The organism is Muriicola soli (assembly GCF_004139715.1).
GTDB lineage: Bacteria > Bacteroidota > Bacteroidia > Flavobacteriales > Flavobacteriaceae > Muriicola > Muriicola soli.
Window position 1 is genome coordinate 594,584 of sequence record NZ_CP035544.1, and the last position, 15,223, is coordinate 609,806.

13 protein-coding genes and 5 tRNA genes are annotated in these 15,223 nt (G+C 43.2%); all 18 read left to right on the forward strand.

Annotation, left to right across the window (positions count from 1 at the left end; genetic code table 11):
• Nucleotides 1–57: 57 nt before the first annotated feature.
• Nucleotides 58–252, forward strand: coding sequence for a 30S ribosomal protein S21 (gene rpsU / locus EQY75_RS02670; protein WP_129602646.1), 195 nt, complete (start codon nucleotides 58–60; stop codon nucleotides 250–252).
• 87 nt (nucleotides 253–339) lie between these two features.
• Nucleotides 340–1,236: a tyrosine-type recombinase/integrase gene (locus EQY75_RS02675; RefSeq protein WP_129602648.1), complete on the forward strand. Its 897-nt coding sequence runs from the start codon at nucleotides 340–342 to the stop codon at nucleotides 1,234–1,236.
• Nucleotides 1,237–1,270: 34 nt separating this feature from the next.
• A complete protein-coding gene (gene hpf / locus EQY75_RS02680; RefSeq protein ID WP_129602650.1) occupies nucleotides 1,271–1,588 on the forward strand; it encodes a ribosome hibernation-promoting factor, HPF/YfiA family in 318 nt (105 codons plus the stop codon).
• A gap of 85 nt (nucleotides 1,589–1,673) precedes the next feature.
• Nucleotides 1,674–1,747 (forward strand) — tRNA-Thr (locus EQY75_RS02685).
• A gap of 19 nt (nucleotides 1,748–1,766) precedes the next feature.
• Nucleotides 1,767–1,849, forward strand: a tRNA-Tyr gene (locus tag EQY75_RS02690).
• A 104-nt stretch (nucleotides 1,850–1,953) separates the two neighbouring features.
• Nucleotides 1,954–2,026, forward strand: a tRNA-Gly gene (locus EQY75_RS02695).
• A gap of 91 nt (nucleotides 2,027–2,117) precedes the next feature.
• Nucleotides 2,118–2,189: transfer RNA gene (locus EQY75_RS02700), tRNA-Thr, on the forward strand.
• Between the two features lie 51 nt (nucleotides 2,190–2,240).
• Nucleotides 2,241–3,428 (forward strand): elongation factor Tu, encoded by a 1,188-nt coding sequence (tuf, locus tag EQY75_RS02705; RefSeq protein WP_129602652.1) that lies wholly within the window; start codon nucleotides 2,241–2,243, stop codon nucleotides 3,426–3,428.
• A 65-nt stretch (nucleotides 3,429–3,493) separates the two neighbouring features.
• Nucleotides 3,494–3,566 (forward strand) — tRNA-Trp (locus tag EQY75_RS02710).
• A gap of 64 nt (nucleotides 3,567–3,630) precedes the next feature.
• Nucleotides 3,631–3,816, forward strand: coding sequence for a preprotein translocase subunit SecE (gene secE / locus EQY75_RS02715; RefSeq protein ID WP_129602654.1), 186 nt, complete (start codon nucleotides 3,631–3,633; stop codon nucleotides 3,814–3,816).
• A 9-nt stretch (nucleotides 3,817–3,825) separates the two neighbouring features.
• Complete coding sequence (gene nusG / locus EQY75_RS02720) at nucleotides 3,826–4,377, forward strand: transcription termination/antitermination protein NusG (RefSeq protein WP_129602656.1); 552 nt, start codon at nucleotides 3,826–3,828, stop codon at nucleotides 4,375–4,377.
• A gap of 70 nt (nucleotides 4,378–4,447) precedes the next feature.
• Entirely contained in the window at nucleotides 4,448–4,885 is a 438-nt protein-coding gene (gene rplK / locus EQY75_RS02725) for a 50S ribosomal protein L11 (RefSeq protein WP_129602658.1), read from the forward strand.
• 21 nt (nucleotides 4,886–4,906) lie between these two features.
• Nucleotides 4,907–5,596, forward strand: coding sequence for a 50S ribosomal protein L1 (rplA, locus tag EQY75_RS02730; protein WP_129602660.1), 690 nt, complete (start codon nucleotides 4,907–4,909; stop codon nucleotides 5,594–5,596).
• An 18-nt stretch (nucleotides 5,597–5,614) separates the two neighbouring features.
• Nucleotides 5,615–6,130: a 50S ribosomal protein L10 gene (gene rplJ, locus EQY75_RS02735; RefSeq protein ID WP_129602662.1), complete on the forward strand. Its 516-nt coding sequence runs from the start codon at nucleotides 5,615–5,617 to the stop codon at nucleotides 6,128–6,130.
• A gap of 53 nt (nucleotides 6,131–6,183) precedes the next feature.
• Nucleotides 6,184–6,564 carry a 50S ribosomal protein L7/L12 gene (gene rplL, locus EQY75_RS02740; RefSeq protein ID WP_129602664.1) on the forward strand — a complete coding sequence of 127 codons (381 nt, stop codon included), beginning with the start codon at nucleotides 6,184–6,186 and terminating at the stop codon, nucleotides 6,562–6,564.
• Between the two features lie 131 nt (nucleotides 6,565–6,695).
• A complete protein-coding gene (rpoB, locus tag EQY75_RS02745; RefSeq protein ID WP_129602666.1) occupies nucleotides 6,696–10,505 on the forward strand; it encodes a DNA-directed RNA polymerase subunit beta in 3,810 nt (1,269 codons plus the stop codon).
• 44 nt (nucleotides 10,506–10,549) lie between these two features.
• Nucleotides 10,550–14,848, forward strand: a complete 4,299-nt coding sequence (rpoC, locus tag EQY75_RS02750; RefSeq protein ID WP_129602668.1) for a DNA-directed RNA polymerase subunit beta' — start codon at nucleotides 10,550–10,552, stop codon at nucleotides 14,846–14,848.
• Nucleotides 14,849–14,908: 60 nt separating this feature from the next.
• Nucleotides 14,909–15,220 carry a DUF3467 domain-containing protein gene (locus EQY75_RS02755; RefSeq protein WP_129602670.1) on the forward strand — a complete coding sequence of 104 codons (312 nt, stop codon included), beginning with the start codon at nucleotides 14,909–14,911 and terminating at the stop codon, nucleotides 15,218–15,220.
• The last annotated feature ends 3 nt before the right edge of the window (nucleotides 15,221–15,223 follow it).

Genomic DNA, 15,223 nt, shown 5'->3' on the forward strand with positions numbered 1-15,223 from the left:
CAATTTTTCGTTTTATCTTTGCAGTCCCGAATCCCTAAAGAAAGGAGGTTGTAGCCCATGTTAATAATACCAGTTAAAGAAGGAGAAAATATAGACAGAGCGCTAAAGCGTTTCAAACGTAAGTTTGACAGGACAGGTACGATGAGGCAATTGAGAAAGCGCCAGCAGTTTACCAAACCTTCTGTAGAACGAAGACAACAAATCCAAAAGGCCCAGTATATCCAAGGCCTCAGGGATAAAGAAGAATTATAGTACTCAAAAATCACTCAATTAAAAATCTCGCCCAGGCGGGATTTTTTTTTACCCCTGATCTCCATTCGCCTTTTGTATCTTTGAAGTATGGCTGTGGATGCTTTTATGGCGTACTTATCTCAGGAGAAAAACTACTCTCCCCATACCCTGAAGGCCTATCGTAAAGATCTTGAGGATTGCACCTCGTATTTGCAGACCTCCAATGAGCAGACATCCTTGGAAGAAGCTACTTATGTCGAGATAAGGAACTGGATCGTTTCCATGGTTGAGGAGGGCTTGAGCAATCGCAGCGTCAATCGAAAAATTACTTCCCTGAAATCCTACTACAAATTTTTGCTTAAAGTCGGTGTCTTAAAGTCGAATCCCCTCGCAATGCACAAAGCTTTAAAAACGTCAAAAAAAATCGAAATCCCATTTTCGCAGGCCGAGATGTCTACCTTGTTTACCGAACTCCCCTTTGAGGACGATTTTGAAGGTATCAGGGACAGACTGATCATAGAATTATTTTATGCAACGGGCATTCGCCGCTCTGAGTTGATTAATCTCCGTCTGACAGATCTCGATCTTGCCAATTGCAGCATCAAGGTTCTTGGAAAGCGCAACAAGGAACGAATCATCCCTTTGTTAATGAGCACTAGGACGCTTTTTGAGGCTTATCTCAGCGAAAGGCGAGCGCTTGAGAATTCAGGCGAATCTGAATACCTGTTTTTGACGGCTAAGGGCAACAAAGTCTATGAAACACTTGTTTATAGAATTATAAATGGATATTTTAGTGAGGTGTCAAGCAAGGTGAAAAGGAGCCCACATATCCTGCGGCACACCTTTGCCACCCATATGCTTAATCAGGGAGCCGATTTAAATTCGGTGAAGGAATTGCTGGGACACTCAAGCTTGGCTTCAACTCAGGTCTATACGCATAATAGTATTGCCGAACTCAAAAAAGTGCATTCCCGGGCACACCCCAGGAATAAGAAAGATTTGTAATTCCAATATTGTCTAACCCTTAATCTTTTACTGTATGAAAGTAAATACGCAATCTGTAAATTTCAATGCTGATGTTAAACTTCTCGAGTTTATACAGAAACGTCTAGACAAACTTGAATTGTTTTATGATAGAATCATCAATTCGGATGTGTATTTAAAGGTTGAAAATACCAGTGGAAAGGAGAACAAAATTGTCGAATTGAAAGTACATGTTCCCAAGGACACATTTATCGTTAAAAAACAATGTAAAACCTTTGAAGAAGCTGTGGATTCTGCCTGTAGTTCCATGGAGAGGAAACTGCGAAAAAAGAAACAAAAACCAAGGGTTTCTTCTGCTTTAAAATTTTTGTGAAATAGTTTTGTTTAAAATAAAAATTATCTACATTTGCAGTCCGTTAGAAATAGCGGACTTTTTTATGCTTTTAAAGGCGGTTAAAGCCGATGTAGCTCAGCTGGCTAGAGCAGCTGATTTGTAATCAGCAGGTCGTGGGTTCGAGTCCCTCTATCGGCTCTAAAAAAGGAAAAATAGGGGGGAGATACTCAAGCGGCCAACGAGGACAGACTGTAAATCTGTTGGTTTTTACCTTCGCAGGTTCGAATCCTGCTCTCCCCACGAAAATTATCTGAGAGCAGTGACACATTGATTTGTAGGGCATTGTGAAAGATAAGGAAGCGTTCGGGATGAGTTCCCTGACATATTGGAATACCAAAATTAATGCGGGAGTAGCTCAGTTGGTAGAGCGTCAGCCTTCCAAGCTGAATGTCGCCGGTTCGAACCCGGTCTCCCGCTCTAGAACTTTGAGTAAACGTTTGCTGTTTAGGGTGATGGTTGCAAGGGTGTGGTCACAATATCCCTGAACAAAAACTAAAAGCCCAAAATTGCCGACGTAGCTCAGGGGTAGAGCGTTTCCTTGGTAAGGAAGAGGTCACGGGTTCAATTCCCGTCGTTGGCTCAAAAAGAAAAATTTGGACACTAATATAAACTAAGATTAAAATTCACAAAAATGGCAAAGGAAACTTTTGATCGTTCCAAACCGCACTTAAATATTGGTACAATTGGACACGTAGATCACGGTAAAACTACATTGACAGCAGCTATTACAACAGTATTATCCAACGCAGGATTATCTGAAGTAAGAAGCTTCGATTCTATCGATAATGCTCCTGAAGAAAAGGAAAGGGGTATTACGATCAACACTTCGCACGTTGAATATCAGACTGCGAATCGTCACTACGCACACGTAGATTGTCCTGGTCACGCCGATTATGTTAAGAACATGGTTACCGGTGCTGCTCAGATGGACGGTGCTATCCTAGTTGTTGCTGCAACTGACGGACCTATGCCACAGACACGTGAACACATCCTTTTAGGACGTCAGGTAGGTATTCCAAGAATCGTTGTTTTCCTTAACAAGGTAGACATGGTTGATGATGAGGAATTATTAGAACTAGTTGAAATGGAAGTAAGAGAATTGCTTTCTTTCTACGAGTATGACGGTGACAACGGACCTGTAATTTCTGGTTCTGCTCTTGGAGCTCTTAACGGAGAACAAAAATGGGTGGATACTGTAATGGAGTTGATGGAAGCTGTTGATACATGGATCGAATTACCTGAAAGAGATGTTGACAAGCCATTCCTAATGCCCGTTGAAGATGTATTTACCATCACAGGACGTGGAACAGTTGCTACCGGAAGAATTGAAACTGGTGTTGCTAATACAGGAGATCCTGTTGAAATCATCGGGATGGGGGCAGAAAAACTGACTTCTACAATTACTGGGGTAGAGATGTTCCGTAAGATCCTTGACAGAGGTGAAGCTGGTGACAACGTAGGTATCCTTTTAAGAGGTATTGAAAAGACTGATATCAAAAGAGGTATGGTAATTTGTAAGCCGGGATCGGTTACACCTCATGCTAAATTTGAAGCGGAAGTCTATATCCTTAAAAAAGAAGAAGGTGGAAGACACACTCCTTTCCACAACAACTACCGTCCACAGTTCTACGTAAGAACAACGGATGTAACAGGAACAATTAACCTTCCTAGTGGTGTAGAGATGGTCATGCCAGGTGATAACCTTACCATTTCTGTAGATCTTCTTCAGCCTATCGCTCTAAACGTTGGATTGCGTTTTGCAATTCGTGAAGGTGGTAGAACTGTAGGAGCAGGACAGGTTACCAAAATTTTAGATTAGAAAGAAGACTATAATACGTTAAAGGGTGTCCCGCTAAGGCGGGATGCCTTTCGACGTAATAAAATACGGGTGTAGCTCAGTTGGTAGAGCACTGGTCTCCAAAACCAGGTGTCGGGAGTTCGAGTCTCTCCTCCCGTGCACAAATAAAGACGGTTGGAAAAAGCATTAGACAACAATTTCACAACCTTAAAATAAGTACAAGATGATTACCTATATAAAAGAATCTTTTGAAGAGCTGAAGCACAATGTTACTTTACCCAGTAGGGCAGAGTCTTCAAACCTGATGGTAATTGTTGCTGTATTTTCCATTTTGTTCGCCTTGGCAACCTGGGGTGTGGATACGGTTTTCAGCAAATTGATTCAACTGTATTTTGATACCTTAAATTAAAACGGTTCTATGTCTGAAGTATTGGAGAAAAAATGGTATGTGGTAAGAGCCGTAAGTGGTCAGGAAAACAAGATCAAAGGCTATATCGAATCTGAAGTGGAACGTGCCGGTTTCGGTGACTATCTGGAAGAAGTTCTGGTCCCCACTGAAAAAGTCGTTCAGATCAGAAACGGAAAAAAGATCAATAAGGAAAGGGTTTACTTTCCCGGATATATCATGATCAAAGCCAATTTAGGTGGAGAGATGGTACATATAATAAGGTCGATTACCAATGTGATTGGCTTTTTAGGAGAAACAAAAGGAGGGGATCCTGTGCCACTGAGAAAAACAGAGGTGAACCGCATGCTAGGAAAAGTTGACGAATTGGCTGTTAATACAGACAGTGTTGCTATTCCTTTTGTACTGGGCGAGACCGTAAAGGTTATCGACGGCCCATTCAACGGTTTTAACGGAACCGTGGAACGAATCAATGAAGAAAAGAGAAAACTGGAGGTAATGGTTAAGATTTTTGGCAGAAAGACACCTTTGGAACTCAGCTATATGCAAGTGGAAAAAGTTTAATACAAGTGTTACATATACAAGAGCTGTGTTGCTTCCAAATTAAACACGGTTTGAAATTTAATTTTAAACAATGGCAAAAGAAGTAAGTAAAGTAGTTAAACTACAAGTTAGGGGAGGTGTCGCGAATCCATCGCCACCGGTTGGACCCGCTTTAGGTGCTGCCGGCGTTAACATCATGGAGTTCTGTAAGCAGTTTAATGCCAGAACCCAGGACAAGCAGGGGAAAATCCTGCCTGTAGTTATCACCGTGTATAAAGACAAGTCGTTCGACTTTGTCGTAAAGACACCGCCAGCGGCAGTACAACTTATGGAAGCGGCTAAGATTAAAAAAGGATCTGGCGAACCTAACCGAGTTAAATCAGGAAACGTTTCCTGGGATCAGGTTAAGGCTATTGCAGAAGACAAAATGGTGGATTTAAACGCATTTACTGTTGAGTCGGCAATGAGCATGGTAGCCGGAACTGCGAGATCTATGGGTCTCAAAGTGGCAGGAAAAAGACCTTTTTAAAATCTTATAAAGCATTTTTATATGGCAAAGTTAACTAAGAAGCAAAAGGAAGCCAGGGCTAAAATTGAGAAAGATAAACTCTACTCCCTGGAAGAAGCTTCATCTCTTATAAAGGAAATCACCAATACAAAATTTGATGCATCCGTAGATCTGGCCGTGCGTTTGGGAGTTGATCCCAGAAAGGCCAATCAGATGGTTCGTGGGGTAGTAACCCTGCCACATGGTACCGGAAAAGATGTAAAAGTTCTGGCATTGGTAACTCCTGATAAAGAAGCTGAGGCACAAGAAGCCGGTGCAGATTTCGTCGGTTTAGACGAATATTTGGAGAAGATCAAAGGCGGTTGGACGGATGTTGATGTAATCATCACCATGCCAAGCGTTATGGGTAAACTCGGACCTTTGGGAAGAATCCTGGGACCCCGAGGGCTCATGCCTAATCCAAAAACCGGAACAGTAACTATGGATATCGGAAAAGCGGTATCTGAAGTAAAGGCGGGTAAAATCGACTTTAAAGTAGATAAGACAGGAATTGTTCACGCGGCAATCGGAAAGGCTTCCTTTTCGGCTGATAAGATTGCGGGCAATGCCAAAGAGCTCTTAGATACATTAAACAAGATGAAACCAACAGCGGCTAAAGGTGTTTACATGAGAAGTATCTACATGTCGAGCACAATGAGCCCCAGTGTACAATTAGATCCAAAAGCGGTTTAATTCTGAAAATGTAACGCAATGACTAGAGAAGAAAAAGCTATAGTAATAAAAGATCTGACTGCGCAACTGGCCGAGAATACTACCATTTATTTGGCAGACATTTCGGGCTTAGACGCGACAACCACTTCAGACCTGAGAAGAGCCTGCTTTAAGGCGAACATCAAGTTGTCCGTGGTGAAGAACACTTTGTTGGCAAAAGCCATGGAGGCTTCTGACAAAGAATTTGGTGAACTTCCTGGGGTGCTTTCGGGCAATACCTCCCTGATGTTCTCTGAAACCGGTAATGGTCCGGCCAAACTTATCAAAAACTTCCGCAAGAAAGCCGATAAGCCCCTGTTAAAAGGTGCATTTATAGAAGAGGCCATCTTTGTTGGGGACGATAAGTTGGAAACCCTGGTAGGTATCAAGTCTAAGGAAGAAGTAATCGGTGATATCATCGCATTGCTTCAATCTCCTGCTAAAAATGTTATCTCCGGCCTTAAGTCGGGTGGAGGCAAATTAGCCGGAATCCTGAAAACCTTATCAGAAAAATAATCAGTACGCACTAAAACAAGCATAATTTTAAAATTTTATTAAACGATAGAAAAATGGCAGATTTAAAAGATTTCGCAGAACAATTGGTTAATCTCACTGTAAAAGAAGTGAATGAATTAGCTGATATCCTAAAAGAAGAGTATGGCATTGAGCCCGCTGCTGCAGCTGTTGCTGTTGCTGGTGGTGCTGCCGGAGGTGGAGAAGCTGAAGCCGCTGAAGAGAAAACAGAATTTGATGTTGTTCTTACAGCTGCAGGTGGATCTAAACTCGCCGTAGTTAAATTGGTGAAAGAATTGACAGGTCTTGGGTTGAAAGACGCTAAGGACATTGTTGACAGTGCACCAAAAGCCGTTAAAGAAGGCGTGTCTAAGGACGAAGCTGAAGGCATCAAAAAATCTTTGGAAGAAGCAGGAGCAGAAGTTGAGCTTAAATAATTGCGACAACCATATGGTTTTGGTTTAGGTCTTTCCGCCTCTCAGGTGGCTAGACCTAAACCCTTTTATAGATAGTATATAAAGTCATATACAACCCGTTATAGTATTCACGATCAAAATTTTGTCCATAGATGTTCACAAAACAAACTGAAAGAATAAGTTTCGCATCCGCTAAGAACATACCGGACTACCCGGATTTCTTGGACATTCAGATTAAGTCATTTCAAGATTTTTTTCAGCTTGAAACAAAATCTGACGAGAGGGGCAATGAAGGCTTGTACAACACCTTCATGGAAAACTTTCCCATTACAGATACGAGGAACCAATTTGTCTTGGAGTTCCTAGATTATTTTATAGATCCGCCGAGGTACTCCATTCAGGAGTGTATCGAGCGCGGACTCACCTACAGCGTGCCATTAAAGGCAAGGCTCAAGCTCTATTGTACAGATCCGGAACACGAGGATTTTGAAACCATCGTTCAGGATGTTTACCTGGGGACTATTCCATACATGACCCCCAGCGGAACCTTTGTGATCAACGGAGCCGAGCGTGTTGTTGTTTCTCAGCTGCACCGTTCTCCGGGTGTCTTCTTTGGGCAGTCATTCCACGCCAATGGAACCAAATTATATTCAGCCAGAGTAATTCCGTTCAAGGGATCCTGGATTGAATTCGCGACAGATATCAACAGCGTAATGTACGCTTATATCGACCGTAAGAAAAAGTTACCCGTAACCACATTATTCCGGGCAATTGGCTTTGAAAGAGACAAGGATATCCTTGAGATCTTCGACCTTTCAGAGGAAATCAAAGTTTCAAAAACCGGACTTACCAAAGTATTGGGAAGAAAACTAGCTGCCAGGGTACTCAATACCTGGCACGAGGATTTTGTGGATGAAGATACCGGGGAAGTTGTCTCTATTGAAAGAAACGAGATCATCCTTGATCGGGATACCATATTAGAAAAAGATCACATCCAGCAAATTATGGACGCTGATGTGAAAACCATTCTTTTACACAAGGAGAATAATGCGCAGAGCGATTACGCCATTATTCACAACACCTTGCAAAAAGATCCTACAAACTCAGAAAAGGAAGCTGTTGAGCACATCTATCGTCAGCTCAGAAATGCCGAACCGCCGGATGAAGAAACGGCCAGAGGTATTATCGACAAATTGTTCTTCTCAGACCAGCGATACAATCTTGGAGAGGTAGGACGTTACAGAATGAACAAAAAACTCGGTCTTGATATCGGGATGGACAAGCAGGTCCTTACCAAAGAAGATATCATTACCATCATCAAGTACCTTATAGAACTGATCAATTCCAAGGCGGAGATCGATGATATCGATCACTTGTCCAACAGAAGGGTAAGAACAGTTGGAGAACAACTTTCTTCTCAGTTTGGTGTAGGTCTGGCTCGAATGGCCAGAACCATCAGGGAAAGAATGAACGTAAGGGACAACGAGGTATTTACTCCTATAGATTTGATCAATGCGAAGACACTCTCTTCTGTGATCAACTCGTTCTTTGGGACCAACCAGTTGTCTCAATTTATGGATCAAACCAACCCGCTGGCAGAGATCACTCACAAGAGGAGGTTATCTGCACTCGGGCCAGGTGGACTATCAAGGGAAAGAGCAGGTTTTGAGGTAAGGGACGTACACTATACGCATTACGGCCGACTGTGTCCTATTGAAACACCTGAAGGACCGAATATCGGACTAATTTCTTCCTTATCTGTTTTCGCTAAAGTCAATTCAATGGGCTTCCTGGAAACCCCATACCGTAAGGTGGCTAAAGGAAAGGTTGATACCAAGGAATTTATATACCTCAGTGCGGAAGAAGAAGAAGGAATGAAGATCGCTCAGGCAAACATTCCTCTTAAGAAAGACGGAACTATTGACCGTGAAAAGGTCATTGCCCGTGAAGAAGGAGATTTTCCTGTGGTTGATCCGTCAGAAGTAAATTACACAGACGTTGCACCTAACCAGATTGCCTCTATTTCGGCATCGCTTATTCCTTTCCTGGAACACGATGATGCAAACAGGGCTTTGATGGGATCAAACATGATGCGTCAGGCTGTACCGCTTTTAAAACCGCAATCACCTATTGTGGGAACCGGACTTGAAAGGCAGGTAGCGTCAGACTCAAGGGTTTTGATCAATGCAGAAGGTGACGGGGTAATTGAATATGTGGATTCTAAAAAGATCACCATCAAATACAACCGTTCCGAAGAGGAGCGCATGGTAAGCTTTGAAGAAGATTCCAAGACCTACGAGTTGGTTAAGTTTAGAAAAACCAACCAGGGAACCAGTATTAACCTCAAGCCTATCGTCAGGAAAGGTGACAAGGTGAAAAAAGGGCAGGTCCTCTGTGAAGGATACGCTACCGAAAGTGGTGAATTGGCGCTTGGAAGAAACCTGAAAGTGGCTTTTATGCCCTGGAAGGGATACAATTTTGAGGATGCGATCGTAATCTCTGAGAAGGTGGTGCGCGAAGATATCTTCACCTCCATCCATATCGATGAATACTCGCTGGAAGTAAGGGATACCAAACTGGGTGCTGAAGAGCTAACCAACGACATTCCCAACGTTTCAGAAGAAGCTACCAAGGACCTCGATGAATACGGAATGATTCGTATTGGTGCAGAGGTAAAACCTGGCGATATTCTAATCGGAAAGATCACTCCAAAAGGAGAATCCGATCCTACCCCGGAGGAAAAACTGCTTCGGGCGATATTTGGTGACAAAGCGGGAGACGTTAAGGACGCCTCCTTAAAAGCTTCACCATCGCTAAGGGGAGTAGTAATAGACAAGAAATTGTTTTCCAGGTCGATCAAAGATAAACGCAAGCGTTCTGAAGACAAGGAAGCGATCAACGCTCTTGAACTGGAATACGAAGTAAAATTCCAGGAGCTGAAAGACGTACTGGTTGAAAAACTTTTCAAGATGATCAACGGAAAAACCTCTCAGGGGGTTGCCAATGATCTGGGTGAAGAAGTACTGCCTAAGGGTAAGAAATACACCATGAAAATGTTGAACGCAGTAGACGATTTTGCTCACCTTGTAAGCGGAAGCTGGACAACAGACAAGGCCACCAATGCCATGGTAGCAGACCTGTTGCACAATTACAAGATCAAGTTGAACGACCTTCAGGGGAACCTCAGAAGAGATAAGTTTACCATCTCAGTAGGGGATGAACTTCCTGCCGGAATTATGAAACTGGCTAAGGTGTACATCGCCAAGAAGAGGAAACTGAAAGTTGGAGATAAAATGGCAGGACGTCACGGGAACAAGGGTATTGTTGCGCGGATAGTGCGACAGGAAGATATGCCTTTCCTGGAAGACGGGACTCCGGTAGACATCGTATTGAACCCATTAGGGGTTCCTTCGCGGATGAACATCGGGCAGATCTATGAAACCGTTCTCGGTTGGGCAGGCCAGAAATTGGATAAGAAATTTGCTACTCCAATTTTCGACGGGGCTACCATTGAAGAGATCGATAATTTGACCGAAGAAGCAGGAGTGCCACAATTTGGACATACCTATCTCTACGACGGGGGTACAGGTGAACGATTCGATCAGGCGGCCACTGTGGGAGTGATCTACATGTTGAAATTAGGCCATATGGTTGATGACAAGATGCACGCCCGTTCTATAGGACCTTATTCTTTGATTACGCAGCAACCATTGGGAGGAAAAGCCCAGTTCGGTGGACAGCGTTTTGGAGAGATGGAAGTATGGGCCTTGCAGGCATACGGTGCATCGGCAACCTTACGAGAAATCCTCACGGTGAAGTCGGATGACGTAATCGGAAGGGCAAAGACTTACGAGTCTATCGTTAAGGGCGAGACCATGCCGGAACCTGGATTACCAGAATCTTTTAACGTATTGATGCACGAACTTAAAGGTTTGGGCCTCGATATCAGATTGGAAGAATAATTAGAGTACCTGTTACACATTAATATAGTATCACCAATAGCATTATGGCTAGACATCACGATAACACAGCAGTAAAGAGGTTTAACAAGATTTCCATAGGCCTGGCATCTCCGGAATCTATTCTGGCAGAGTCGAGAGGGGAAGTTCTCAAACCCGAAACCATTAACTACAGAACGCACAAGCCCGAAAGGGACGGATTGTTCTGTGAGCGAATTTTTGGGCCCGTAAAAGACTACGAATGTGCTTGTGGAAAGTATAAAAGAATCCGATACCGTGGCATTGTTTGCGACCGTTGCGGGGTTGAGGTTACAGAGAAAAAAGTACGTAGAGACCGCGTAGGACACATCAATCTGGTGGTTCCTGTTGCCCATATCTGGTACTTCCGTTCCCTACCCAACAAAATAGGCTACTTGCTGGGCTTGCCCTCCAAGAAGCTCGATATGATCATATATTACGAGCGCTATGTAGTTATACAGGCGGGAGTGGCAAAAGGACCGGAAGGCGAAGAATTAAAGATGCTCGATTTCCTTACAGAAGAGGAATATCTGAACATCATGGAGTCGATTCCACCGGAAAATCAATATCTGGAGGATTCGGATCCCAATAAATTTATCGCTAAGATGGGTGCGGAATGTTTAATTGATCTTTTATCGAGGATCGACCTTAAAGAACTTTCCTATAACCTGCGTCACAAAGCTAACACGGAAACTTCCAAGCAGCGTAAGACCGAAGCCCTGAAAAGACTTCAGGTAGTAGAGGCGTTGCGTGAATCACAGGATAACCGTGAGAACAGGCCAGAGTGGATGATCATGAAAGTTGTTCCTGTGATCCCACCGGAATTAAGACCATTGGTTCCCCTTGATGGAGGTAGATTTGCTACCTCGGATCTCAACGATCTTTACAGAAGGGTGATCATCAGAAATAACCGCTTAAAGCGATTGATGGAAATCAAAGCCCCTGAAGTGATCCTCAGAAATGAGAAGAGGATGCTGCAGGAAGCTGTTGATTCCCTATTTGATAATACAAGAAAGGCATCTGCCGTTAAAACGGAATCGAACAGACCGTTAAAATCTCTTTCTGATTCCCTCAAAGGGAAACAAGGTAGATTTCGTCAGAATTTACTCGGTAAACGTGTCGACTATTCAGCGCGTTCAGTGATCGTTGTAGGTCCTGAGATGAGTTTGTACGAGTGCGGACTGCCGAAAGACATGGCCGCAGAACTTTACAAACCCTTCGTGATCCGTAAACTGATCGAAAGAGGAATTGTAAAAACTGTTAAATCGGCCAAAAAGATTATTGATAAGAAAGAGCCGGTAGTTTGGGACATCCTTGAGAATGTTCTTAAAGGACACCCTGTACTTCTCAACAGGGCCCCCACACTGCACAGATTGGGTATTCAGGCGTTTCAGCCAAAACTGATCGAAGGAAAAGCTATTCGTTTGCATCCCTTAGTATGTACCGCATTTAACGCGGATTTTGACGGGGATCAGATGGCAGTTCACCTTCCATTGGGACCTGAAGCGATACTGGAGTCACAATTGTTAATGCTGGCTTCTCATAACATCCTGAATCCTGCAAACGGTTCACCTATAACGGTTCCATCTCAGGATATGGTTCTAGGGTTGTACTACATGACCAAGGAACGCAAGTCTACCAAGGAAAGGCCTGTTAAAGGCGAAGGCCTGACATTTTACTCTTATGAAGAGGTGGTCATTGCCTTTAATGAAAACAGGGTAGAGCTTAATGCCGGAATCAAAGTAAGGGCTAAGGATTTTAATGAAGAAGGGGAGTTGGTTAACCAGATTATCGAAACTACTGTAGGAAGGGTTCTCTTCAATATGGTAGTTCCGGAACAGGCGGGTTATGTCAACGATGTATTGAATAAGAAATCGCTAAGGGATATCATCGGTAAGATTTTGTCTGTAACCGATGTGCCAACTACAGCCGATTTCCTGGATAAAATCAAGACCATGGGATATGAGTTCGCCTTCAAAGGTGGCTTGTCCTTCAGCCTTGGGGATATTATTATCCCACAGGAGAAACACGAAATGATCGCAGATGCCAACGAGCAGGTGGATGGCATTATGACGAATTATAACATGGGTCTTATCACCAACAACGAAAGATACAATCAGGTGATCGACGTGTGGACCTCTACAAACGCTATGCTTACTGAGCTGGCCATGAAGAGGATTCGCGAAGACCAGCAGGGATTCAATTCTGTGTATATGATGCTCGATTCGGGGGCAAGGGGATCTAAAGAACAGATCAGACAGCTTACCGGAATGAGGGGATTGATGGCCAAACCCAAAAAATCTACCGCCGGTGGAGGGGAGATCATCGAAAACCCGATTCTTTCTAACTTTAAAGAAGGACTCTCGATCCTCGAATACTTTATCTCAACTCACGGTGCACGTAAAGGATTGGCCGATACCGCTCTTAAAACAGCGGATGCAGGTTACCTAACCCGTAGACTGGTTGATGTTTCTCAGGATGTAATCGTAAATATTGAAGATTGCGGTACGTTAAGAGGAATTGAAGTTGAAGCCCTCAAGAAGAATGAGGAAGTAGTAGAGACTCTTGGAGAAAGGATATTAGGACGTGTTGCTTTGCACGATGTCTTTGATCCAATCACTGAAGAACTTTTGCTTACGGCAGGACAACAAATTATGGAGTCTGATGTAAGAAAAGTTGAAGCCTCACCAATCGAAAGGGTTGAAGTTCGCTCAGCCTTGACATGTGAAGCTCAGAAAGGAATCTGTGCCAAGTGTTACGGAAGAAATCTCGCAACCAATAAAATGGTTCAAAGAGGTGAAGCCGTTGGTGTTGTAGCTGCTCAGTCTATTGGAGAACCGGGAACTCAGCTTACGCTGCGTACCTTCCACGTTGGAGGTATTGCGGGTAACATCTCGGAAGATAATAAGCTGGAAGCTAAATTTGACGGGAAAGCAGAAATTGAAGATCTGCGAACCGTAAAAGGTGAAAATAGCGAAGGTAAACCCGTGAATATTGTTATTTCAAGGACGTCTGAGATCAAGATCGTAGACGCAAAAACCGGAATAACACTAAGTACAAATAATATTCCTTACGGTTCACAGCTCTTTATCAAAGATGGAGCTAAGGTGAAAAAGGGTGAGCTTATTTGTCAGTGGGATCCCTATAACGGAGTTATTGTTTCTGAATTCCCGGGTAAGATCGCCTACGAGAATATCGAGCAAGGTATCACTTACCAGGTTGAGATCGATGAACAAACCGGATTCCAGGAAAAAGTGATTTCAGAATCAAGGAATAAAAAACTTATTCCCACTTTATTGATCAAGAATACCAAAGATGAGGTATTGCGTTCTTACAATTTACCAGTAGGATCACATATCATGGTAGATGACGGAGAAAAGATCAAGGAAGGTAAGATTCTGGTAAAAATACCACGTAAATCTGCCAAGGCAGGGGATATCACCGGAGGTCTGCCAAGGGTAACCGAATTATTTGAAGCGCGTAACCCTTCTAATCCTGCAGTAGTTTCTGAAATTGACGGTGTAGTCTCCTTTGGTAAAATCAAAAGAGGAAACCGGGAGATTATTATCGAATCCAAGTTGGGTGAACAGAAAAAATATCTCGTCAAACTTTCAAATCAGATCCTCGTTCAGGAAAATGATTACGTAAGAGCAGGAATGCCTTTATCCGATGGATCCATTACGCCTGAAGATATTCTGGCTATCAAAGGACCATCTGCGGTACAGCAGTATTTGGTTAACGAAGTACAGGAGGTTTACCGACTACAGGGTGTAAAAATTAACGACAAACACTTCGAGGTAGTTGTAAGACAGATGATGCGTAAGGTTCGAATTGAAGATCCGGGAGACACTATCTTCCTTGAAAATCAATTGGTTCACAAGGATGATTTTATCCGGGAGAACGATGAGATCTACGGAATGAAAGTCGTTGAAGATGCAGGAGAGTCTGAAAATCTGAAACCTGGACAAATCATTTCAGCACGTGAATTAAGGGACGAGAATTCGATCCTCAAACGCGCCGATAAGAACCTGGTTACAGCAAAAGAGGCTGTTGCAGCCACTGCAACACCTGTACTCCAAGGAATTACAAGGGCTTCACTACAAACCAAATCGTTTATTTCAGCTGCTTCCTTCCAGGAAACGACCAAGGTATTGAACGAAGCTGCAGTAAGTGGGAAGGTAGATGACCTTGAAGGCTTAAAGGAAAATGTTATTGTAGGGCATAAAATCCCTGCAGGAACAGGAATGCGAGATTATGAATCTATCATCGTGGGCTCCAAACAGGAGTACGATGAGATCATGGCTCGTAAGGAAGAATTGAAATTCTAAAAACCAAACCCTCAACCTTGCGGTTGGGGGTTTTTTATTTAACTCCTAAAAAACAAGGCTATGGCCGAGAATGATAAAAAACAAAAACAGATCAATATTGAGTTGGATGAAAAGATGGCAGAGGGGGTTTACTCTAACCTAGCCATCATCAATCATTCAGTCTCCGAGTTTGTTGTCGATTTTATCAGCTTGATGCCCGGGGCTCCAAAAGCCAAGGTGAAAAGCAGGATCGTACTTACCCCACAACACGCCAAGAAATTTCTGAAGGCTCTGAATGACAATGTCAATAGATTTGAGAAAGCTCACGGTACCATCAAGGATTATGAACAACCTCCTATCCCATTGAATTTTGGGCCTACAGGGGAGGCGTAAGAA